This is a genomic window from Clostridium aromativorans, from assembly GCF_020908015.1.
GTDB classification, from domain to species: domain Bacteria; phylum Bacillota; class Clostridia; order Clostridiales; family Clostridiaceae; genus Clostridium_B; species Clostridium_B aromativorans.
In genome coordinates this window covers 44,210-67,012 of sequence record NZ_JAJJPB010000020.1, presented here as the reverse complement: position 1 = coordinate 67,012, position 22,803 = coordinate 44,210, and the positions used below count along the sequence as shown (strand labels likewise).

The 22,803-nt window shown below is 32.6% G+C and carries 23 protein-coding genes, 1 tRNA gene and 1 other RNA gene; 5 read left to right on the top strand and 20 right to left on the bottom strand.

All coding sequences use genetic code 11. The features are described 5' to 3' along the window. Positions 1–266 precede the first annotated feature (266 nt). Positions 267–740 (bottom strand): spore coat protein, encoded by a 474-nt coding sequence (locus tag LN736_RS13910; protein WP_150358187.1) that lies wholly within the window; start codon positions 738–740, stop codon positions 267–269. A 444-nt stretch (positions 741–1,184) separates the two neighbouring features. Here LN736_RS13910 and LN736_RS13905 point away from each other — a divergent pair, with 444 nt between their 5' ends. From LN736_RS13905 to LN736_RS13895, 3 genes are read left to right on the top strand one after another with little or no spacing between them, the layout of a single operon-like run. Then, positions 1,185–1,379, top strand: coding sequence for a spore coat associated protein CotJA (locus LN736_RS13905; RefSeq protein WP_229981753.1), 195 nt, complete (start codon positions 1,185–1,187; stop codon positions 1,377–1,379). Between the two features lie 22 nt (positions 1,380–1,401). Next, entirely contained in the window at positions 1,402–1,656 is a 255-nt protein-coding gene (locus LN736_RS13900; protein ID WP_150358186.1) for a spore coat protein CotJB, read from the top strand. Positions 1,657–1,668: 12 nt separating this feature from the next. Then, positions 1,669–2,241: a manganese catalase family protein gene (locus LN736_RS13895; RefSeq protein ID WP_150358185.1), complete on the top strand. Its 573-nt coding sequence runs from the start codon at positions 1,669–1,671 to the stop codon at positions 2,239–2,241. 56 nt (positions 2,242–2,297) lie between these two features. On the opposite strand, the gene LN736_RS13890 is transcribed toward LN736_RS13895, so the two are convergent. From LN736_RS13890 to LN736_RS13855, 9 genes are all read right to left on the bottom strand, one after another. Then, positions 2,298–3,047 carry a DUF3307 domain-containing protein gene (locus LN736_RS13890; protein WP_229981752.1) on the bottom strand — a complete coding sequence of 250 codons (750 nt, stop codon included), beginning with the start codon at positions 3,045–3,047 and terminating at the stop codon, positions 2,298–2,300. Next, positions 3,041–3,913, bottom strand: coding sequence for a SatD family protein (locus tag LN736_RS13885; RefSeq protein ID WP_229981751.1), 873 nt, complete (start codon positions 3,911–3,913; stop codon positions 3,041–3,043). The genes LN736_RS13890 and LN736_RS13885 overlap by 7 nt, the downstream gene beginning before the upstream one ends. A 269-nt stretch (positions 3,914–4,182) precedes the next feature. After that, on the bottom strand, positions 4,183–4,347 hold the full coding sequence (locus LN736_RS19225; RefSeq protein WP_407647174.1) for a cell wall-binding repeat-containing protein: 165 nt from the start codon (positions 4,345–4,347) through the stop codon (positions 4,183–4,185). Continuing rightward, entirely contained in the window at positions 4,344–4,757 is a 414-nt protein-coding gene (locus LN736_RS13880; RefSeq protein ID WP_229981750.1) for a hypothetical protein, read from the bottom strand. Before LN736_RS13880 ends, LN736_RS19225 begins: the two co-directional genes overlap by 4 nt. 222 nt (positions 4,758–4,979) lie before the next feature. Continuing rightward, positions 4,980–5,064, bottom strand: a tRNA-Leu gene (locus LN736_RS13875). 25 nt (positions 5,065–5,089) lie between these two features. Then, positions 5,090–5,689, bottom strand: a complete 600-nt coding sequence (locus LN736_RS13870; RefSeq protein WP_150358180.1) for a lytic transglycosylase domain-containing protein — start codon at positions 5,687–5,689, stop codon at positions 5,090–5,092. A gap of 42 nt (positions 5,690–5,731) precedes the next feature. Next, the gene (coaE, locus tag LN736_RS13865; RefSeq protein WP_150358179.1) at positions 5,732–6,331 is read right to left on the bottom strand and encodes a dephospho-CoA kinase; all 600 of its coding nucleotides are present in this window, start codon (positions 6,329–6,331) and stop codon (positions 5,732–5,734) included. Positions 6,332–6,354: 23 nt separating this feature from the next. Continuing rightward, entirely contained in the window at positions 6,355–9,006 is a 2,652-nt protein-coding gene (gene polA, locus LN736_RS13860; protein ID WP_179977866.1) for a DNA polymerase I, read from the bottom strand. 136 nt (positions 9,007–9,142) lie between these two features. Beyond that, positions 9,143–9,697, bottom strand: a complete 555-nt coding sequence (locus LN736_RS13855) for an MEDS domain-containing protein (RefSeq protein WP_150358177.1) — start codon at positions 9,695–9,697, stop codon at positions 9,143–9,145. Positions 9,698–10,028: 331 nt separating this feature from the next. On the opposite strand from LN736_RS13855, the gene LN736_RS13850 reads away from it, so the two are divergent. Further along, positions 10,029–11,126, top strand: coding sequence for a putative NPN-dependent ornithine cyclodeaminase (locus LN736_RS13850; protein WP_150358176.1), 1,098 nt, complete (start codon positions 10,029–10,031; stop codon positions 11,124–11,126). 68 nt (positions 11,127–11,194) lie between these two features. Here LN736_RS13850 and trhA read toward each other — a convergent pair whose 3' ends face one another. Continuing rightward, the gene (gene trhA, locus LN736_RS13845; protein ID WP_229981749.1) at positions 11,195–11,845 is read right to left on the bottom strand and encodes a PAQR family membrane homeostasis protein TrhA; all 651 of its coding nucleotides are present in this window, start codon (positions 11,843–11,845) and stop codon (positions 11,195–11,197) included. Positions 11,846–12,045: 200 nt separating this feature from the next. Between trhA and LN736_RS13840 the strand changes: the two genes are divergently transcribed. After that, positions 12,046–12,723: a DUF6483 family protein gene (locus LN736_RS13840; RefSeq protein ID WP_229981748.1), complete on the top strand. Its 678-nt coding sequence runs from the start codon at positions 12,046–12,048 to the stop codon at positions 12,721–12,723. 24 nt (positions 12,724–12,747) lie between these two features. Here the strand turns inward: LN736_RS13840 and ssrS are convergent. The 9 genes from ssrS to LN736_RS13795 form a co-directional block, all read right to left on the bottom strand. Then, positions 12,748–12,924: non-coding RNA, 6S RNA (gene ssrS / locus LN736_RS13835), on the bottom strand. A 93-nt stretch (positions 12,925–13,017) separates the two neighbouring features. Beyond that, a complete protein-coding gene (aspS, locus tag LN736_RS13830) occupies positions 13,018–14,808 on the bottom strand; it encodes an aspartate--tRNA ligase (RefSeq protein WP_229981747.1) in 1,791 nt (596 codons plus the stop codon). A gap of 198 nt (positions 14,809–15,006) precedes the next feature. Continuing rightward, complete coding sequence (gene hisS / locus LN736_RS13825) at positions 15,007–16,257, bottom strand: histidine--tRNA ligase (RefSeq protein WP_229981746.1); 1,251 nt, start codon at positions 16,255–16,257, stop codon at positions 15,007–15,009. 81 nt (positions 16,258–16,338) lie between these two features. Beyond that, positions 16,339–17,769, bottom strand: a complete 1,431-nt coding sequence (locus tag LN736_RS13820) for a coproporphyrinogen III oxidase (RefSeq protein WP_229981745.1) — start codon at positions 17,767–17,769, stop codon at positions 16,339–16,341. A 72-nt stretch (positions 17,770–17,841) separates the two neighbouring features. Further along, on the bottom strand, positions 17,842–18,456 hold the full coding sequence (locus LN736_RS13815; RefSeq protein ID WP_150357334.1) for an MBL fold metallo-hydrolase: 615 nt from the start codon (positions 18,454–18,456) through the stop codon (positions 17,842–17,844). A gap of 31 nt (positions 18,457–18,487) precedes the next feature. After that, complete coding sequence (dtd, locus tag LN736_RS13810) at positions 18,488–18,937, bottom strand: D-aminoacyl-tRNA deacylase (RefSeq protein WP_179977867.1); 450 nt, start codon at positions 18,935–18,937, stop codon at positions 18,488–18,490. Positions 18,938–18,960: 23 nt separating this feature from the next. Continuing rightward, positions 18,961–21,135 (bottom strand): RelA/SpoT family protein, encoded by a 2,175-nt coding sequence (locus LN736_RS13805; protein ID WP_229981744.1) that lies wholly within the window; start codon positions 21,133–21,135, stop codon positions 18,961–18,963. A 105-nt stretch (positions 21,136–21,240) separates the two neighbouring features. Beyond that, entirely contained in the window at positions 21,241–21,759 is a 519-nt protein-coding gene (locus LN736_RS13800) for an adenine phosphoribosyltransferase (RefSeq protein ID WP_150357328.1), read from the bottom strand. Between the two features lie 127 nt (positions 21,760–21,886). Beyond that, positions 21,887–22,735 (bottom strand): DHH family phosphoesterase, encoded by an 849-nt coding sequence (locus LN736_RS13795; RefSeq protein ID WP_229981743.1) that lies wholly within the window; start codon positions 22,733–22,735, stop codon positions 21,887–21,889. Positions 22,736–22,803: the final 68 nt, after the last annotated feature.

Sequence of the window (22,803 nt, the reverse complement as noted above, 5' to 3'; positions counted from 1 at the left end):
TTTGTATCTAAATCTATTTATTTAACTCATTTATATATTTACCACTGATTTTAGAATACATCATATATAATAATTCGTCAAGTAGTTATTATTTTAGGCATCGAGCCTAAAATAACAAGGACTATTCATCTCCCACTTATAGAAGATAGGAGAATTACGCCCTTTTTGTTAAAACCGCCTTAAAATTGTAATCAAAATTTTCAAGGCGGTTTTTTCATAAATATCTAACACATTTTACAACAGTTCAATTTCAATAACCCTGAGCGTTATTGAGCTTTATACATTCCTTTACTTTCCATATACTTGTAAATGGACTCGCCATGTTTCTGTTCCTCTTTTTGTATATGATTTAATACATCCCGTGCATTTGTATCCCTAAACTCAAATATTGAAGTATCATATGTACCTGAAACATATTTTTCTGTCATAAGCATATCCTTGCACATATCCTCATCACTGACTTGAGATGCCCCTGCCTGTGATGGAGATCTACCCGCATTTGCGTTTAAATTGGGTTTAGCCTGCTGTTTGTTGTTTAAATCAGGTACATTTCCATTTAAAAGTGAATTCACACTATTTAAATGCTCTTGTTCAATAGAAGCATTGTTTAAGAACAGTTGTCTTAACTGAGAATCCTGTGCTTGATTGGCATAATTTGTGTATTTATTTATACACGTAACTTCATGGCTTTTTTGGTCTTCCAATAATAATCTTTCCTTATTCGTTAAATTTATTGACATAAAAACACCTCCAAATCTATTTTGTATAATAGGAGATATTTTTATACCTAATAAAAAAAATACTCCAAATAAAATATAATTTTATTTGGAGTAACAAAAGTTCCTTACTACCATAAATACTAGAAGATTTATGCAAGCTTCTAACAAATACAAAATATATAATTGGAGGGTACACAGATTATATAACAAAAATTTTACAGGAGCTTACATAACCTTCTTTAACACAGTCATTTCATATTTAGTTTCATATATTTTATAATAATATCTAATATGATTATATCATTAAATAACAATATTTAAAACCTATATTGATAAATTTGCCAAAGTTCTCATATACAGATCTAATAGTATCTCTCAAATAAGTTTCATGTACATGATTTATGTTAACACAATTTTTGATAATGAATATATTATCATTGTAAAAGAATATAAGAGGTGAAAATAGTGTATTCAAAATTTGCTCCCTATATGAATCCAGAACAATATATGATCCCTTCCATGTTTGCAGCTGATTCAGGTAAAAGATTAGCACAGGCCTATGTGCCTATGCAGCCTTATATAGGCTTGCTTCCTTTAAATGTGGCACTTCAAAAAGGTACCGTATTTCCCAATCTGGTCATACCTTATCCAAATGATTAATATAAAATAGGAGGAAATAAATATGAAAGATGGTAAAAAATTATTAGATAAGATACGACAAGTGGAGTTCGCCGCAGTAGATCTAAATATTTATTTAGATAATTTTCCCGATAATAAAAAGGCTCTGGCTGATTATAATACCTTATCAAAACAACTTATGTACCTAAAAAGAGAATACGAAGCAAATTTCGGAATGCTTATTAATTTTGGATTTAGTCAAAGCGAATATCCCTGGTCCTGGACAAATCAACCCTGGCCTTGGGAAAGAGGAAACTAGGAGGTCACATATATGTGGATTTATGAGAAAAAATTAGAATATCCTGTTAATATTAAAAGTAAGGATATAAGAATGGCTAAATACCTTGTTGCCCAATACGGAGGACCCGATGGGGAATTAAGTGCTGCTCTCAGATATTTAAACCAGCGCTACACCATGCCTACAGGAAAAACTAAAGGTTTACTTACTGATATCGGTACAGAAGAATTAGCACATGTAGAAATCATAGGTGCTATGGTATATCAACTCACAAAAAATGCTACTGTATGTGAACTGGAGGAAGCAGGTTTAGGTGGACATTTTGTTCAGCATGGACGTGCACTTTACTGGCAAGATGCTAATGGCTTTCCCTGGACTGCCACCTATATAACCGCTACATCAGATCCGATAACGGATCTTCATGAAGACATGGCAGCAGAGCAAAAGGCCAGAACAACTTATGAGCATTTGATAACTTTAACGGATGATCCTGATATAATAGATGTGCTTAAATTTCTGTGGGCAAGAGAGATAGTCCATTTTCAGCGTTTTGGAGAGGCACTTGTACACGTTCAAGATAAAGCAGATTCTAAAAAATGCTTTTAAATTTCAGAACTGCCGGCATTTTTCAATGCCGGCTTGTTTTTTGAGTTCTATTTAGTTTATAAAAGCAAGCCCTTCAAAATCAGAGTGGCAACAATAGAGATAGCAATGCTCATTAGGGTGCCCACTAAGTATTTTTCAGCGAATTCCCTATCATTGAGTTGATTGAATCTGGCTAAACTCTTTGCAGTTAATACCAATCCAATAGTGGGTAATTGGTCCTGCAGTACCAATGTTGCTACAATAATCCGTTCAAGGATGCCTATGGTATATCCTGCATTATAATTCGTCACAGCATCTTCATCATCATTATTATTATATTCTTGGTTAGAAATATATGAAAGCATCTTTTTCACAGTAATTGCTGCAGGCTGCAGTATCACTAAATAAACCAGCATATAGACTATGCCATTATTGATACTCGCTTTTCCAAATGCATATAGAACCGATTGCAGAAATCCTCCAAGATGCGTGTCCAAATTGAAATAGCAAGAAACGACAAATATGATACTCAAGTGTAAAATCTGATCGAAAAAATAGCAAAAAATTTGAATATGCGCAGCAGCTTTCCTATCTACAAGAATCCTTACATAATCGATCACCAAATGTGATATGCCTATAATAACTGCCGCCCCTATAGCACTCCTGATATCAGTAGATATAAATAACATAGCTGTAATTACAAAGGCATAAATCCCACAATGTTTCAGCAACTTTAAAAAATGCTGCCGCTTTTCTACAGACATCTTTGATGACTGTAATACAAAATCTCCAATTAAATGAGAAATAACAAGTAATAAAGTTACCATTGTCTCTCCTCCGAAATATATTGATTCATTAATTTCAGGGCAACAATAGCTGAATTCCTTGCTTGATAGATATTACCCGCTCTTATGGATTTGTCCATGTTCTGTCTGCTTGTTCCCAACAATTTTGCCAATTTTGCCGGAAGTCCTTTGACTTTTCCGGAAGATACATAAAATTGCTCTTCATCAGCAAGGGCGTTTATAGGATTACATCCAAAGCTAAAATCCATTGGTACCGACAAAGGATATTTTTGAATGTTTCGACTGGATTTCCACCTGACATAATATCCAATTTGATTTTTTTGTGCAATCAAAGAATTCAGCTCCTCAAAGTTGTTAAATTTAAGTGCACCATTTATATCAATAGGATACATCAATTCTGAAAGTAAAAATAGTTCATTTTGATATTGGCTCTGATTTTTTACCAGTATGGCTGCTGTACTTATAGCTGAATTAATATAAATATCATTCTGGCTCTTCGAAAACAGAAGGATAGAATATCCCAGAGAATCCTCCACATTATTGATGGCATATCGTGCATTATGGTATGCCGATCCGTCCTGTTCAGTAGAAATGCCGCTGTCTATCCTTACGCTCCACTCTCCTACACCAATTCCGGCCCGGATTTCAACAGGGAAAATCAGCATATTAAACAACCGAAGGTAGAGATAGGCAGCCTGAGGCGAAGAAAACAGCCCCTGCACCTCATCGCCGGCACTGAATACAACATTGAGTTCCAGTACATTAGCAAATATTTTGTTCAAAATCAAAATAGTATTTTTAATATAATTTTGGAGGTTAATCCGATCGAAATGCTCATAAGATCTTGATTTTTTTAAATCAATAATCAGAGCTGAGTATTTTTTCATATCCCTCACCTCAGATTAATTGTACAATATTCAAGAACAATATACAACCATTTTGGGTTGCTATATGTATATGCAACCATTTTAGATTGATATATAATAATTTTTACCTTATTCGATCTAGCGATAAATAATCATTCAGATTATTTATATATATGTTAAAATTGTCACTTCCATTACTTGTTTTAATCTTACTATATTTTGCATCTCACATTTATTGCAAAAGGAAGTCTCACAGTTCTTAACTGCTTAGCTTCCTCAACTTAAATTTATTATTTTAATTTATTTACTGAACTGTCCTGCAATGAACCTATAAGAAGAATGGGGCAGTCCAGTTTCTTAGCCAGCGTTGAACCTGCCAGTGCGTCTGCAAAACCGTATCCACAAGAAATTACAACATTATTCAGAGTTCCAGTACCTACATACTGTTTTACTATAGCAAGAGATGTCTCAAAGCGGTCTTTTCCTGCAAATCTAGATGTAGTAATGTCGCCGAATTCGTACTTCCTGTATTATTGCCACTGTTATTCGAGCCAGAACCATCCTTTAAATGTCCTGTTTCATCATATGTTGCTTCCACTTTATAAGGAGAAGACATTGCTTCTTCGTAAGTCATATTTTCCGCCATCCTAGCAGGCGTTGTAATACCTTCTCCAACCTGTCCTGTAGCTGTCTGCAATGGTGCTTTCTGCGCTTTATTTCCGTCCCGGATAGTATCATCATATGCATAAACCTTATTATTTAGGTTCCCAGCATCAGTATACTGTGGTGCTACAACTGGTGTAGCCAATATTCCCAAAGTTAGCAGTAAACTTACTATTTTCTTTCTGTTCATCTTACATTTCACCCCTTTTTTCGAGTTATTTCTTGTTGTTTTCTATATTGTAATACTTTATTAACATATCGTTCATTTATTTCACATTATAGATACAGTTGGAATAGATGGGCACATTCTGAAACATAAAACCCATTACCCATAAAATAAGACAAAATAAAAAAGTGCAACAAGCCTATAACATTTTTAATGTTTAAACTCATTACACTTTAGACGTATTACATTATACAATTTTGGTGCGAAAGACGGGACTTGAACCCGTACGATTTTACTCACACGCCCCTCAAACGTGCGCGTCTGCCTGTTCCGCCACTCTCGCATACAATAAGTATTATAATGGGTTTTTACATAGTTGTCAACCAAAATTGCAGAAATTTACGAGGAAAATCACTCCTGTCAGCTCTACCATATAAATACTTGTAGACTTTATAGCTAACTTCAACCTTTTTGATATACTTATCTGTCTCCTTAAAAGGTATATAGTGAAGATTCTCCCCATCTGCTGAATGTTGAGAGTCTTTCAACCATTTTTGCACATTTCCCCTTCCTCCATTGTAAGCAGCTAGAACAAGCTTCATATTGCCATCAAACTCTGTGCTCAAATCCTTCAAATACCAGCATCCCATTTTAATATTAAATTCCGGATCATTTAACATGTCTTCCCTAAAACTTCTTATATCCATTTTCTCCGCTGCCCATTTTGCAGTATCTGGAGTTATCTGCATAAGACCTATGGCATTTTTGCTGGATCTGATATCTGCTTTAAAATTGCTTTCCGTTTTAATTACAGCCATCACAAAATATGGATCTAAGTTATAATCTTTAGAGTACTTTACTATATAGTCTGAATATCTTAAAGGAAAATAGTATCTTACAATGTTCTTTGCATTTAATACTGCCATTGCCACTATCATAATTACTACTATTTTGCTTATAAATTTCAATCTCATCTATGCCCTAAATATTATTTTAAGGCACTTCACCCCCTAAAATTTTATATTGAGCTTACTAAATATTTTTTCTAACTGTCTTCTGGTGTTCTCCAATGTGCCTGAATTATCCAATATAAAATCTGCATATTTTTTCTTTTCTTCTAAAGACATCTGTGAATTTATTCTCTGTATTACCTGAGGCTCTGTGAGTTTATCTCTCTTTTCCACCCTTTGTATTTGGACCCTTTTATTTACCCAAACCAATAAAACCAAGTCTAAGTTTTTATGAAATTGATTTTCTATAAGGGTAGCTCCGTCTACTATACATATCTTTTCATTGTCTTTTTCCAGTTTATTCATGTTATTTAATATTTCTCTTTTGATAAAGGGTATTATAATATTTTCGTATTTTACCCTTTCACATTCATGTGAAAATATATAATTTCCAAATTCTTTTCTCTTAAGTTTTTTTGAACTATCTATATATCTTTCTCCAAAAATTAATTTTATATCGTCCATTATAGCAGGATATTTTTCAATTACATTTCTGGCTATATCATCTGCATCTATTATTTTTATACCTCTTTCCAGGAGCATACTGGAAACAGTACTTTTACCACTGCCTATTCCTCCTGTAAGGCCTATTTTAATCACAGCAACCCCTCTTTTATCTATATTTACTTGGCTTCATACCAATTACTGCCCATGTTTATGTCCACCTCTAGGGGAACTTTTAAATCCAATACATTTTCCATTTCCATCTTCACAATATTCTTTACTCTTTCAAGCTCCTCTTTGTATACATTTAAGATCAATTCATCGTGTACCTGAAGTATAAGTTTACTTCTTAGATGTTCCTTCTCTAGTCTTCTATACACATTGACCATAGCTATCTTTATAATATCTGCTGCACTTCCTTGAATAGGAGTATTCATAGCAAGTCTTTCTCCCAAGGCCCTTACTATTTTATTAGAAGACTTTATCTCAGGTATAAATCTTCTCCTATTCATAATCGTAGTAACATAAAAATTCTCTCTAGCTTCTTTCACTATATTGTCCATATATAATTTAACATTAGGATATCTTTCAAAATAAGTATCTATATAGAGTTTAGCTTCTTTTCTGGATATATTTAAACTTTTACTCAGGCTAAAATCACCTATACCGTATACTATACCAAAGTTTACTGCTTTTGCATTGCTTCTTTGAACAGGTGTAACTTCATCTATTGGTACTTTAAATACTTCTGAAGCAGTTTTAGTATGAATATCACTGTGATTTATAAATGCACTTATCAAATTTTTATCATCTGCAATATGGGCAAGTACTCTAAGTTCTATCTGAGAATAATCAGCTGAAAGTATAACACAGTCCTCATTATCGGGCACAAATATTTTTCTTATTTCTCTGCCCATTTCATACTTTATAGGTATATTTTGAAGATTGGGTTCTGTACTTGAAAGTCTTCCAGTAGTAGTCACTGTTTGATTGAAACTGGAATGAATTTTGTCATCCTCCTCTATAACAGTTTTAAGACCCTCAATATAGGTAGAATACAATTTAGTCAGTTGTCTGTAATACATTATATTTTCAATTATAGGATGTTTCCCTTTCAGTTTTTCCAGCACTTCCGCATTAGTGGAATATCCTGTTTTAGTTTTTTTAATTACAGGTAGATCCAGTTTCTCAAAAAGTATTTTGCCAAGTTGTTTGGGAGAATTTATATTAAACTCTTCTTCAGCAAGAGAATATATTTGATTTTGCACTTTATCTATTTTCAGTTTAAATTTATCTTCCTGCTGTAAAAGTCTATTCCTGTCAACTTTAAATCCCTCATATTCCATAGATGCAAGTACAGGTATAAGAGGCTGTTCCACTTCATAAAGAAGTTTTTCCATATTTCCCTCCTCTACTTTCTGTCTTAATACAGAATAAACTTTTTCAAGCGCAGCCGTTTCTTTTACAAAAATATCTTTATCTTCCTCTGAAATATCCACTGCTGTATACTCTTTAATAATATCCAAAAGTTCATAATTGGACTTGGATGAATCTATAAGATATGCTGCTATCTTTATATCAAATTTTATTTTTGAAAGTTTTATACCCATCCTATGCAATATGCTGCAGGGAGATTTTACATCATAACTGATCTTATACAAGTTGGGGTTCTCAAATAGAACCTTCATTAATTCAACAGTGTCATCCTCGTTCTCATCATATAATTTGCTCACATCTATCTCAAAATTTTCTTCCCCTGAATTTATAAATATTTTATCTATGAAATTTTTAGAATATGTTTTGCCGTTGACTACATTAAAATTTATATACAATAAATTGTCTTTTATTTTTGAACCTGACAGATAATGCACAAAATTTTTTAACTTATTTAAATCATCTACATGATTGACTTTTACTCTATAATCCTGTGTCTTACATATTTCATCCTTCTCTCTCTGCTTTGAACCCGGTATTTTGTTTATGAGAGATTTAAATTCAAGTCTTTCAAATAATTTTTTTAATCCTTCGGCATCATATTGTTTCTTCGATTCAATGGAACTTAAATCCATTTCTATGGGAACATCTGTGACAATAGTAGCAAGTTTTTTGCTAAAAGCAGCCTGTTCCATATATTTTTTTAAATTTTCCCTCAGTTTTTTACCACTGATATTATCTATATTCTCAAATACATTTTCTATGCTTTTATATTCTCTTATTAATTTAAAAGCAGTCTTCTCACCTACGCCAGGAACACCAGGTATGTTATCCGAGCTATCTCCCATAAGCCCTTTAACATCTATGAATTGCGTAGGAGTTACACCGTACTCTTCTACCATTCTGCTCCTATCATATATTTCCTTTTGTGTAATTCCCTTTTTAGTTATGATTATTTTAACCTTATCTGTAGCCAATTGAAGGGCATCTCTATCCCCTGTAATTATATATACCTCTATGCCTTTATCTTCAGCAAAAACAGATAGTGTTCCCATCAAATCATCTGCTTCAAACCCATCTATTTCAAAAATATTTATGGACATCATATTTAATATTTCCTGTATTATAGGAAATTGCTGTGATAATTCAGGAGGCATTTTTTTTCTTCCAGCTTTGTATTCAGTATACTTATCATGTCTAAAAGTAGGTGCACTCTTATCAAAAGTGCAGACTATATAATTGGGTTCGATCTCCTTTTTCATTTTTAACAACATATTTAAAAAACCATAAACTGCATTGGTATGTACTCCCTCCGAATTAGTTAGATCCGGCAGCGCATAAAATGCTCTGTTCATCAAGCTGTGACCATCTAATATCAACAGTTTTTCATTATCCATCAAATTACCTCCAAAATCATTTCCTCAATTATTTACTATCAATTTTGAGTTGTCAACTATTATATAATATCACCCTTATTATAAATTAGAAACAAGATAATGTAAATTTAAAATAATCCTAACTTAAAAGCTAGGATTATTTTAAATTTAACAGTTCATCCCATTTTTTTAGTTTACCACCATATAGTCTAAAAAAATGATTTTTATAGGATTCCCTTATGATATTATCATTTATAAAGTTTTTATTATTTAAATAATCTTCAAAATCATAAACACACATAAAAGATGCCCTAGTACCTAAAATTATATTTGATATATTTTTATCAAAATATAAGAAATCTTCAGCAGAGGTTCTTGAAATCACATAGCCAATTTGCATAATGAACCTTGCCCCTGTATAACCTTTCTCAATATTTTGCCCTATACATTTTGAAAGCTTTACTTTTACTTTTCTCAATCCCATTTTCTTATAGTAGTCCATCATATTAATTACATCAAAATATTCTATATATTTATTGTATTCACCTAGGTACTCTAATAATTTAAAATATATTCTATCTTCGGTACAAATATAGATTTTTTCCCCTTTGTCAGCGCCATCTTTAATATATCGATGCATATTTACGATCAAATGTCCTAATCCACAATAGTAAAATGAAGAATGATATCCAAAAATATTACTGTTAACCATAATTATTATCCTCTTCAAATAGATTTATTATTTATATATTCTACATAATATGTAAATACTCCTTTTAATATTTACTGAAATTTTGCCAAAACATTTCACTATTTATCTACATTTTATTCTGTAATATTTCATAAAATGATATATTTTTGTTCCAATATAATTAATTTTTGTTTATTATATCATAAATCATCTAATTAAGTCGTATTTTTGTCTTATATAATACAAATTTCTGTTTATCATTCAATGTAAAAATCAAATTTCATCACTAGCCTTAAGTCAGTATTTTTTGATATAATTGTATTTAGTTAAATCTATAAGGGAGGTCTTCACAATGAATTTTGAATTACCCGAGTACCATTCACCTAATTTTACAGACGAAATATTTCTTTCCGCCCCTAACGCAGTCACAGAAAAAGTTAAAATAAAAGGGATAGCTCCTGACAACTATCATGCAACTTCTATCTATCCTGAATATTTTAAAATAAATGGTAAATGGATATTGGCACCCGAAAGTCGAATGGACTGCGTAGTAGTTGTAGATAAGCATGACAAACTGAAAGTAAAAGAATTCCGGAATTTAGAAGTAGGAGAAGAAGTAATACTTGGAAGAAGTGAAAATACCAGCGAGGGAATTTTTATTCATATAAATGGATTTGAAAATAATTTCAAATCAGAAAATCAAACATTTTTATTTAGATCTGGAAGAAGCAGAGAAAGCTCCTGCTCCAAAGATTATGATAATTTATATGAACTGTTGAGATATGAAAAAGAACATGGATATATACTATGGGTGTTGGGTCCTGCTGTAGTATTTGATGCTGATTCTAAAAAGGCAATGTCATCTCTTATAGATTATGGGTATGCAAATTGTATTTTTGCCGGAAATGCGCTTGCTACCCATGATCTTGAAGGATCCCTTTTAAAAACAGCTCTAGGCCAGAACATATATACTCAACGTTCTGTAATAAATGGTCACTACAACCATATAGATGTAATAAATAAAGTACGAAAGTGCGGATCTTTTAACAATTTTATTAAAGAGGAACATATAGAAAATGGAGTCATTTACTCCTGTGTCAAAAATAAAATTCCTCTAATACTTGCAGGTTCTATAAGGGATGATGGTCCTCTGCCTTCTGTAATTCCAAATGTATATGAATCCCAGAACACCATGAGGCATTATTGCAAAAAAGCTACTACAGTCATATGCCTGGCAACTCAACTTCACACTATAGCAACTGGAAATATGACCCCAGTATACAAAATACAAGATGGAAAGATAAGACCAGTTTATATATACACCGTGGATATATCAGAATTTGTAGTAAATAAATTAAGAGACAGGGGAAGTTTAGAAGTGACTTCTATAGTAACAAATGTTCAGGATTTTATAGTAAATGTGGCCAATAATCTGACCAATAAAAAATAAAATTACTTTTGAAACAAATATTAAATCACTGCTGAAATATTATATTTCAACAGTGATTTTAGCTATAATTATGAATTGGGAAATAAATATAAAAGTATACAGAAAAAGTGGCACGCACTTCCTCCAATAACAAAAATATGCCATATTGCATGATTATAAGGTATTTTATTCATCATATAGAGAAAGGCTCCCGCAGTATATATGATTCCTCCTGCAACCAAAAGTGCTATTCCCATAGGAGATAGCAGTATCAGAAGTTTCTTCATTGCAAAAATTATTATCCATCCCATAAAGATATACAATAAGGTAGAGGCAATCTCATATTTTCCCACCCAGAATATCTTCATTATTATTCCCAAAATTGCCAGTGCCCATATTATGCCAAAAATTACCCACCCTACAGAACTTCTCAAAATAGTCAAAGTAAATGGTGTATAAGTTCCTGCAATGAGCAAATAAATAGATGCATGATCAAATATTCTAAGAACTCTCTTAGCTCTAACATTGGTTATACTATGATATAGAGTAGAGCCCAAATATAAAATAAACATAGAAATTCCATATATAGTATAACTTATTACATACCATTTATCACCTTTTTCCACAGAAAAAACAATTAAAAGAACAAGAGCTGCTATTGAAAGTAGGGTACCTATTCCATGTGTCACCGCATTGGCTATTTCCTCTCCCTTGCTGTAAAATTTCAATTGATCATCCATAAGGCACTACTCCTTTATAAATTAAATATCAGTATTGTAATACATAGTTTTAAAAACTATATATTACAAATATTATATTAACATAATAAATATTGATGTTCAATATTTATTATGGCTTTTTATAGTAAATAAAATAATTTTTTAGTATAATAATATATGATATTATTAGTGCTTTTTATAAAGCCCTGGAGGTATGTATAATGCTAAAAAGAACTATAACTGCAGAATTAATTAAAAAATTCAATGAACTATTGATTAAAATATTGGAGTATAAAAAAAATAAAAATTATGATGAAGCTTTAGATTCAATCGATACCGCTTTTAAAGACATGTTTAGGCTGAGTTTAAAATTTTTTAACTCTTTTTCTGTAGAAAATTTAATGGAAATGGTAAAAATTAATGGAACTGTAAACACAGATAAATGCATAATAGTAGCTAAACTGTTAGAAGAAGAGGGTAATATTTTAGAAACTCAAAATAAACTGGATTATTCATTTTACATACATCAAAAATCCCTGCATTTATTTTTAAATGCCTATTTAGGCAAAACAGATGACTGCAAATTAGAAATTTATTTTTCAGACATAGATTCCATTATAAATAAAATATCTCAGTACAAATTAACCCACGAACTCCAAAATCAAATTATAAACTACTATACAAGCTGCCACAAATATGATAAAGCTGAAGATATGGTATATGAGATTTTACAAGAAAATAATTATAGCACTGAATTCTTAAAATACTCCATAGAATTTTACAAAAATCTATTATTAAAAGATGACAGTGAATTATCTGCTGGCAACCTTCCTCGCCAGGAAATATTAGATTCTCTATCTTCTCTAACATCCCGTTTACAAAGCTCAGGCAATATATAGTAACATGAAAAATAGTCTAAATAATAAAATCCCACCATGCCGTATCGTGAGTTACTTTGAACCCGCTCCCAGCAGGTGGGCATCTCCTTCTTGCTTCTTGTGCCCGAAATAAATCAGGTTTCATTCCACAAGAAGAGTTAAATTCCCTTCTATAAAATGTTCGGTCAACATCAACTCATTCTACGTACACAGCAGGAATTCTTCAATTTTAAGTGTAAATAAAAATTTATTTTCTTTAAACTCTCAACATTATTATACTACATTTTTCAAATTTTATCTTTATCAAATATATATTTAATTGTCCCTATTTAAATCTTTTATGCCAATTCCAAGTTCCTCCAGTTGGACTTCATCTACTACGTTAGGAGCCTCTGTCAGTGGACAAAATGCATTTTGATTCTTAGGAAATGCTATGACATCTTTTATATTGTCAGTATTTGCCAAAAACATCACCATCCTGTCAAATCCATAGGCCAGGCCACCATGGGGTGGTGGCCCAAATTTAAAGGCCTCCAGAAGATATCCAAACTTTTCCCAGGCACTTTTTTGTGTAATTCCAATTACCTGAAACATCTTTTCCTGCAGCTTGGTGTCATGTATTCTTATACTTCCTCCGCCCAATTCCTCTCCATTCAATACTATATCGTAGGCCTTGGCCCTTACTCTGCCTGGATCACTTTCCAGATATTGTATATCCTCATCCATAGGCATAGTGAATGGATGGTGTTCTGCCTGATATCTCTTTTCCTCCTCATTATAGGACAAAAGAGGAAATTCCGTTATCCAGACAAACCTAAATTCATCGTTATTTTTTAAAATGCCAGTTTCCTTTGCCATATGAACTCTAAGCGCACCTAAACTTTCAAGTACAACTTTATTTTTGTCAGCAGCTATGAGTATAAGATCCCCCGGCACTGCCTCCATCCTATTTAATATTTTTTTCGTGTCTGTTTCTGTTAAAAATTTTGATGCAGATGACTTAACTTCATCTTCTCTGTACTCTATCCAAACAAGTCCCTTAGCCCCATAATCCTTTACAAACTCCACCAGCTTATCAATCTGCTTTCTACTCATAGAGGAGGAGTTCCGGACTCTTATGGCTCTCACCGAGCCGCCATTTTCAATGGCATTTTGAAATACCTTAAAGTCAGTATTTTTCACCACATCAGTTATGTCATTTATCTCCATACCGAACCTCAAATCCGGTTTATCGGTTCCGTATTTTTCCATAGCAACCTTATATGGCATTCTCTCTATAGGAAGCTTTATATCCAGATTTAGAATCTCTTTAAACACTCTCTGAAGCAATCTTTCATTTACGTCCATCACATCTTTCTGCTCTACAAAGGAAAGTTCCATATCAACCTGGGTAAATTCAGGCTGTCTATTTGCCCTTAAATCTTCATCTCTAAAGCATTTAACTATCTGAAAGTATTTGTCAAACCCCGAAACCATTAAAAGCTGTTTATAAAGTTGTGGTGACTGGGGAAGAGCATAGAATTTGCCCTTATAATTTCTGCTGGGCACAAGGTAGTCTCTGGCCCCTTCTGGTGTACTTTTTCCAAGCATTGGAGTCTCTATTTCAACAAATCCCTCTTCATCCAGAAAATCCCTTATAACTTTAGCTATTCTGTGTCTCAATCTGAGTATTCTCTGCATATCAGGCCTTCTTAAGTCAAGATATCTGTATTTAAGCCTTATATTTTCATCTGTATCCAAATTTTCCTTTATATATATAGGAGGTGTCTTAGATTCTGAAAATATTTTTATACATTCTCCTTTTAATTCCACCATACCAGTGGAAATTCCCCTATTGGGCGATTCCCTTTTTACAATAACTCCAGTAGCAGCTATGCAGTATTCGGATTTTACATTATCTGATTTCTGAAATGCTTCTTCATTTATCCCTTCTCCAAATACAATCTGGAGTATTCCAGTTCTATCTCTGAGATCCACAAATATCAGGCTGCCTAAATTTCTTTTCCTTTGAACCCAGCCCATTACTGTAACTTTTTCACCTATATTATTTTCTCTAAGTTCACCACACATATGAGTTCTTTTAAGCCCATTCAATGATTCTCCCATTACATTCGCCGTATAATGCTCCTTATCATCACATTAAATAAGTGCATTTACCCGTTTCATTGTGCATGAAGTTAAACTTCTCTGGTCCCGCACTCCAAGGTATGTTCTCACATTATAAATTTCTCAATAATGTTACTTTAACGGTTTTTCAACTCCTATTCTTCTCATTATTTGACCATTTAAATTTTTTATAAGATTTTATAATTTAACTAAGTTTAGGATTTCATCCATATTTTCTAAATTAATTGAAAATTGTTTTCCATCAAACATTCTCTTAAATTTAGCAACATTTGACTGTAATTCATCCTCACCTATTATAACTGTAAATCTAGCATCTATTTTATTTGCATATTTCATTTCGGCCTTTACACTTCTATTCATATGATCACATTCACATCTTAAATTTTTCTCTCTTAATTTATTAACCAGTTCAAGAGCCCTTATCCTTGCGTTATCTCCCATAGCACCTATATATAAATCTATATAGGGAAGCTTTGGTATTTCTATCCCATTTTCTTCCAATGTTAGAAGTGTCCTCTCTATGCCCATCCCAAATCCTACGGCAGGCATCTGTGGTCCTCCAACCTCTTCTATTAGATAATCATATCTTCCACCGCCGCATACGGTTATATCATTATCGATTATTTCAAATACAGTCTTGCTGTAATAATCAAGTCCCCTCACTATCAACGGATTTATCTTGTACTCTATGCCCAAAGCAGTTAAATATTTCTTCAATTTCTCAAAATGATCCCTGCACTCATCACATAGGTAATCCAGTATCAATGGAGCTTCCTTTACTATTTTCTTGCAGCTCTCCACTTTGCAATCCAGTATTCGCATGGGATTCTTATAAAATCTGCTTTTACAGGTATCACACAGCTCATCGTATTTTTCAGATAGAAAATTTTTTAAGATCTCATTATATTTTTTCCTGCATTTAGGGCATCCTATACTGTTTATGTTCAATTCCAGCCCGCTTATACCAAGTTCCTTATACACTCTCATAGCCAGACTTATGACTTCTGCATCCAGTGAAGCTTCCCCAGCACCAAAAGCCTCTATACCAAATTGATGGTGCTCTCTAAGTCTTCCCTTTTGAACACTTTCATACCTTAAAACCGGTGTAAAATAAAACAATTTAGTTGGCTGAGCTTCATTATACAAACTGCTTTCCACAAAAGCTCTTACCGCTGGTGATGTCCCCTCAGCTTTAAGAGTAAGGCTTCTTCCTGATTTGTCTTGAAATGTATACATCTCTTTTTGAACAACATCCGTAGTCTCACCTACTCCTCTTTCAAAAAGTTCTGTGTATTCAAAAACAGGTGTCCTTATTTCCCTGTATCCATAAGAAGCAGCTATATTTTTAAATATATTTTCTAGATAATGCCATTTGTAAGACTCCGCAGGCAATATATCTTTAGTACCTCTTGGTGCTTGTATAATCATAATATTCTATTTCCTCCCCGATTATCTGATGACAAAATTATAATTATACGAATTTTATCATCAATTTACTTACAAACATATTCAATACAATGTATCTAAAAGTTTTATTTTCTTTTGAACCATTTCGTCCACCCTGTTTATATACTCTCTCACATCCTTCACATTTGCCTGCCTTTCCAACCTATTCTCATCTAAAAATATAACTTTAGTAACAGCATCAGCTCCACAGGCTATTATGGTCTGCCGTTCCTCAATCATCTCCACATTATAAATTCCTGAATTACGAGCTCTTGTATATCCTATATTTTCCATATTGCCTACCATATTTTTTTGCCTGTACATATAATATGGCTTCATTCCCAACGTTTCAGCCAATAAAGCGGTCCTATTATACATTGAATTTAACTCTCTATTACCAGCAATGGAATACTTTATATTATTTATTATATTTTCATAGAGTCTGGATGCCCTCTTTACAGACAACCCATGCACTGTCAGATTGTCCGGAGAAAGTCTTTCTATTTCCTCACAAGTCCTATTTATATGGTCTATTCTCTCACCAGGAAGGCCTACAATTATATCCATGTTTATATTGTCAAATCCACATTGCCTTGCCATATAAAATTTTTCTTTTATATCTTCTACGGAGTGCCCTCTTCCAATAAATTTTAATGTACTGTCATTCATTGTCTGTGGATTTATACTTATTCTATTTACCTTATATTTTTTCATGGTTTCCAATTTATTCAAAGTTATACTGTCAGGTCTGCCGCATTCTACATCAAATTCACTTATTTTATGATTACATACAAAACCATTATATATTTCATTCATTATTTTTTCAAATTTTTCATCACTTACGGCTGTAGGAGTCCCTCCTCCAAAATACACACATTCTACATTTAGGCCATGTTCTATTATATAATTTGAAATCTTTCTCAATTCACAAGTCAAGCTGCAGAGGTAATCATCTACAATATTTCTACATTTTTCAATTGGATTAGAGGCAAAAGAACAGTAAATACACCTAGTAGGACAAAAGGGCATTCCTATATACACACTTACATTCCTACTATCGGCATTTACTACATCTTTCTCAGAATTTGCTATATCGACACAAAGTTCTGATTTATCCTTTTTACAGCAAAAGTGCCTATAAAAATATTCTACTATATATTCTCTGCTCCTACCCTCTTCTACCAACTTTAGCGCTATTTTGCTGGGTCTTATTCCAACCAACGTTCCCCAGGGTAAGTTTTTTTGTATCCTCTCATTAAAATATAAAAATACTATTTTTTTTATATTTTCATTTTCTGTCAAACCATTCTGGAATTCTACCCTATAACTGCTTTCTCTATCTTTTATTGCAACAATATTCTCAAGTATTACAATGTTAAAATCCCAGTTTTCGTTTTTTACAAAAATTATACGTTTGAAATCATAAAATAAATTTACTATTTCAAATATTACATATCTATACCTATTAGAATTTAATTTTATTCTTATTTCCATAATTCACTTAAAAAAGCATTGACTGTATCCATAAAATGCTAAATAAAACCCCTTTCTCATAAAAAATAAATATTATGACTTCCTACCAGATATAAATGGATTGTAAATTTTTTCCTTACCAATAGAGCTTTTGAGACCGTGTCCTGGAAGCACCTTTGTATCGTCTGGGAGAATCATGAGTTTACTTTTTATACTATCTATAATTGCATCAAAATTTCCTCCTGGAAAATCAGTTCTGCCTACAGAACCCTGAAAAAGCGTGTCTCCAGTAAAAACTAAATTTTCTGCTAAGAAACTCACCCCTCCAGGTGTATGTCCAGGTGTAAATATCACTTTCAATCTAATATCTCCAACTTTAAATATCTGATTATCTTTAAAATAAATATCAGGTTCTCCTGCAATAGTACCATACATAAGATCTTTTCTCTGCATCATTTCATAATCCAACTTATTTATTCCTATGAGAGCTTTATATTCACTCTTTATCTGATCTGCTGCTCCCGTATGATCTGCATGGCCATGGGTAAGTAATATATATTTAACTTTGCACCTAGAAGCATCTATTGCGTTTACTATATCATTTAAATCTCCACCAGGATCAATTACCGCACATTCCGCAGCATTTTCATCTGATAGTATATAGCAATTAGCCGCATACACCCCTACAATTAATTTTCTCAATTTCACAAAAAACACCTCCTACCTTGATAAATTATGTTCAAAATTTTTTCTCACTATCCACTAAAATAGTCACAGGTCCGTCATTTTCTATAGTGACCAGCATGTCTGCACCGAATTTACCACTTTCTACTCTGTCTACTGAATTTTTACATTCTCCTATAAACTTCTCATATATAAGGTTAGCTTTATCACCTGGCAAAGCTCTTATAAAACTCGGTCTTCTTCCTTTTCTGCAGTCGCCGTACAGGGTAAACTGTGAAATTATAATCAGTTCCCCCTTTACATCCAGAAGAGATTTATTTAATTTTCCATTTTCATCTTCAAATATCCTCAAATTCAATATTTTATCCTTCATATAGGTAATATCTTCATCCTTATCTTCCACAGATATCCCCAGGAGCACATTTAGACCATTTCCTATTTCCCCTATAGTTTTTCCATTCACTTCCACCTTGGAACTTTTCACTCTCTGAACTACAGCTCGCATAATCACACCCCTTAATTTAACAGTTAATTTTCTGTTCTATAAACTTCAGTAACACCCTTTACCTTTCTCAATTTTCTCATTACATCTTTGAGTTCATCAATACTGGATATCTTCAATTTCATTTTTACAACAGCTATTCCGTTTTTAATCGGTTTAGCATTTACAGCATAGAGATCAATCTTACTGTCATTTATTATATTCATCAATTCAGATAAAAGTTTTTGCCTGTCTTCGGCTTCTATTTTAATTTCGGTAATATACTCGCCTTTAGGTTTCCCCCAACTCACCTCCACTACCTTATTATCTTTGTTTTTCATCAAAAAGTCTATATTTTTACAATCTTTTCTATGAATAGAAACTCCTCTACCCTTGGTTATATAGCCTATTATAAAATCGCCCGGTACTGGATTACAGCATTTTGCAAATCTAACAAGTACATTGGTTTCACCTTTTACAATCACTCCTGGAGATTCTTTACGCCTTTTATGTGGTTTAGATGTAACTTTATCCAGTTTATCTCTTAATTTTTTCCAATCATCAATATCCATTCTGGAAGTCTGAATATACATATCCTTCATCTTTAAAACTATAACAGAAGAATTCAAACCGCCAACTCCCACTGAAGCATAGAGATCATCCATAGAATTCATATTGTATTTTTTTAGTACAGAATTTATGATTTCACCTTTCGCAATTTCTCCAAAATTATATCCTTGTTTCTTTGCCTCTTTTTCAAGAAGCTCTTTGCCTTTCAATATATTTTCTTCTCTCTTGGCTTTTTTAAACCAGGATCTTATTTTGCTTTTAGCTTGATTACTTTTAACTACATTTAACCAATCAATACTGGGACCCTTGGGGGTACTTGATACAAGTATTTCTACAATTTCTCCCGTTTTCAAGTGATAATCCAGGGGTACCATTTTTCCACTTACTTTTGCCCCAATACAGCTATTTCCTATATCCGTATGTATCTTATAGGCAAAGTCTATAGGGGTTGCCTCATAGGGCAGATTTATAACAGTACCTTTAGGTGTAAACACAAAAACTTCATCTGAAAACAGGTCTATTTTAAATCTTTCCATAAATTCTTCTGCATCCGAAGTTTCTCTTTGCCATTCCAACATTTCTCTGAGCCAGGTAAGCTTTTTATCAATATCCTCTGCGGTTTCAATTCCCTCTTTGTACTTCCAGTGAGCTGCTATACCATATTCTGCAGTTTTATGCATTTCAAAAGTTCTTATTTGTATTTCAAAGGGCTTCCCCTGGGGTCCTATAACAGTAGAATGCAGTGATTGATACATGTTGGGCTTTGGCATAGCAATATAATCTTTAAATCTTCCCGGTATAGGTTTATATATAGTATGAACTATTCCAAGAGAAGCATAACAATCTTTTACCGTATCCACTATAACTCTCACAGCAGTCAAATCGAAAATTTGATCTATAGTTTTATTTTTCTTTACCATTTTTCTATAGATACTGTAAAAATGTTTCGGCCTGCCTTCAATATCCGCATCTATACCCGCTTTTTTTAAATTTTCTTTTAATTGATTTATTATCTGCTCTATATGTTTTTCTCTCTCTACCCTTTTTTCCGCAATTTTTCTCACTATAAAGTAGTATTCATTTTGGTTTATATATCTAAAGGCTAGATCTTCCAATTCCCATTTAATTTTAGACATTCCCAGTCTATGTGCCAATGGTGCATATATATCAAAAGTTTCCTTTGCCTTTTCCTTTTGCTTTTCTACGGGCAAGTACTTCAATGTTCTCATATTATGAAGTCTATCAGCCAACTTTATCAGTATAACCCTAATGTCATTTGCCATGGCAAGCAGCATTTTTCTCACGTTGTCAGCCTGCTGTTCCTCTTTGGTCTTATATTCTATTTTTCCCAGCTTAGTAACACCCTCGACTAAATTTGCTACTTCAGGACTAAACTCCCTGCTCACATCCTCATGACTAAAATCAGTATCTTCTATAACATCATGTAAAAGCCCTGCCACTATTGTGCCAGTATCTAATCCCATTTCCGCCAATATACAAGCTACTTCTACAGGGTGCATTATATAAGGCTCGCCAGATTCCCTTCTTTGTCTTTTATGGGCTTCATCGGCAAAATAATACGCTTTTTTAACCATATCTTTATCTATATTATTACAATTTTTATCTATTAATTCCATCAATCGTTCTAACATACCGATACTCCCTAAAATCAATGGCTGGTCTATTAAACCAGCCATTATTTTTTATTAACATTATATTATATACTTTTAAAACTTGCAATTTAAAATTAACAAACTTTAAATATTATACTGAATTAAAGAATTAACATCATAATTTTTCAATTTTTCTCTTCCCTTAAGATCAGTCAACTCTATTACAAATCCTATAGTTACAATTACTCCGCCCGCTTCTTCCACTAATTTAGCAACAGAATTGGTGGTACCTCCAGTTGCAAGTAAATCATCAATTATCGCAACCCTCTGTCCTGGTTTTATTGCATCCTTGTGCATTTCCAATTCATCATTGCCGTATTCCAGAGAATAGGTGACTTTTAAAGTGTCACAGGGCAGCTTTCCCTTTTTTCTCACAGGCACAAAACCAGCATCTATAGCATAGGCTACAGGTGCTCCAAACAAAAAGCCTCTTGCTTCAGGTCCAACTACTATATCTATATTTTTATTTTTTAAATAGGATGATATTCTATCTACGGTATATTTAAAAGCCTCTTTATCTTTAAGCAAAGTAGTTACATCTTTAAAACTTATCCCCTTCTTTGGAAATCCTTCTATTACCCTTATACTGTTCTTTAGATCCACTTGTACTCCCCCTCAAAAATAGCTTTATTGTTTTACAATTGATTTTTAACCCCAATGAAATATAATCTTCTACCTTATAATTATATATTAAATATTGACAAATATTCAAGTCACAGCATTTATATCCTTATACAATTTCATTTTTTAAATATTTCGCTATCTGTTCTGCTCTATCCATATTTTCCGTTATAAAAAGTTCCACTGTAATTCTGGCATTATCTATATATCTCTTATTTTTAATTGAACGCATCATTTTATTTGAAAGTTCACATATACTTTTCCAATTTACACTGGAAATATTATTTATCTTAAGCAGGGCTTTTACTCCATAATTATTTGTGTAATTTATACAATATATGCCCTGATTCACCATAATTTCATTTTCACCGCTTACATCGGTCTGTTTTGAAAGAATCCCCAGCGCCACAAGATCCAGATATTTCCCTACGCATTTCATTTCATAATACATTGATATGGCCTGACATAATTTAAAGGTCACTCCCACTGCAGTTAAATTCTTATAAGGATATGTACACTGCTTTTGGTTTGGATCTATAATAATTGTTTCCGGTAAGATTTCTTCACTACTATGATAATCTGTTATTATAACATCAATTCCTAAATTTTTACATAGTTTTACCTGAGGAACAGAGCTGATCCCACACCCTGCAGTTATCATAAGCTTGGTACCTAAAAATTTTATATGGTTTTCTATTATATCTGATTTTATACTAGAATCATCAACTTCATCAGATATAAAATATTCCACATCCGCATTTAGATATTTGAGTACAAGTAACAACAGAGACACTGAAGTTATACCATCTAAATCGCAAGTACCATAGATCACTATTTTTTCCCTTTCATTTACAGCTTTTATTATTCTTTTTAAAGCCTCTCCCATATTTTTTAAAAGGAAGGGATTTTTCATTCCCATAAAATTAAAATGCTGTATGTTTTCCTTTTGCATCTCCATAATAAAACCTCCAAATTTATCGAAAGCACTTCTATTATAAATGATATTGTCTTCTATTACAAACACAG

Excerpts from the sequence above, each read along its gene's own strand:
- LN736_RS13840 (WP_229981748.1), top strand. The coding sequence starts at position 12,046 with ATGCTAAAAAGAACTATAACTGCAGAATTAATTAAAAAATTCAATGAA.
- LN736_RS13910 (WP_150358187.1), bottom strand. The coding sequence starts at position 740 with ATGTCAATAAATTTAACGAATAAGGAAAGATTATTATTGGAAGACCAA.
- LN736_RS13820 (WP_229981745.1), bottom strand. The coding sequence starts at position 17,769 with ATGGAAATAAGAATAAAATTAAATTCTAATAGGTATAGATATGTAATA.
- polA (WP_179977866.1), bottom strand. The coding sequence starts at position 9,006 with ATGGATAATGAAAAACTGTTGATATTAGATGGTCACAGCTTGATGAAC.
- LN736_RS13855 (WP_150358177.1), bottom strand. The coding sequence starts at position 9,697 with ATGGTTAACAGTAATATTTTTGGATATCATTCTTCATTTTACTATTGT.
- LN736_RS13795 (WP_229981743.1), bottom strand. The coding sequence starts at position 22,735 with ATGGAGATGCAAAAGGAAAACATACAGCATTTTAATTTTATGGGAATG.
- aspS (WP_229981747.1), bottom strand. The coding sequence starts at position 14,808 with ATGGGAGAATCATTGAATGGGCTTAAAAGAACTCATATGTGTGGTGAA.
- LN736_RS13890 (WP_229981752.1), bottom strand. The coding sequence starts at position 3,047 with ATGGTAACTTTATTACTTGTTATTTCTCATTTAATTGGAGATTTTGTA.
- LN736_RS13895 (WP_150358185.1), top strand. The coding sequence starts at position 1,669 with ATGTGGATTTATGAGAAAAAATTAGAATATCCTGTTAATATTAAAAGT.
- hisS (WP_229981746.1), bottom strand. The coding sequence starts at position 16,257 with ATGATTATACAAGCACCAAGAGGTACTAAAGATATATTGCCTGCGGAG.
- LN736_RS13805 (WP_229981744.1), bottom strand. The coding sequence starts at position 21,135 with ATGTTAGAACGATTGATGGAATTAATAGATAAAAATTGTAATAATATA.
- trhA (WP_229981749.1), bottom strand. The coding sequence starts at position 11,845 with ATGGATGATCAATTGAAATTTTACAGCAAGGGAGAGGAAATAGCCAAT.
- dtd (WP_179977867.1), bottom strand. The coding sequence starts at position 18,937 with ATGCGAGCTGTAGTTCAGAGAGTGAAAAGTTCCAAGGTGGAAGTGAAT.
- LN736_RS13850 (WP_150358176.1), top strand. The coding sequence starts at position 10,029 with ATGAATTTTGAATTACCCGAGTACCATTCACCTAATTTTACAGACGAA.
- LN736_RS13900 (WP_150358186.1), top strand. The coding sequence starts at position 1,402 with ATGAAAGATGGTAAAAAATTATTAGATAAGATACGACAAGTGGAGTTC.
- LN736_RS13885 (WP_229981751.1), bottom strand. The coding sequence starts at position 3,913 with ATGAAAAAATACTCAGCTCTGATTATTGATTTAAAAAAATCAAGATCT.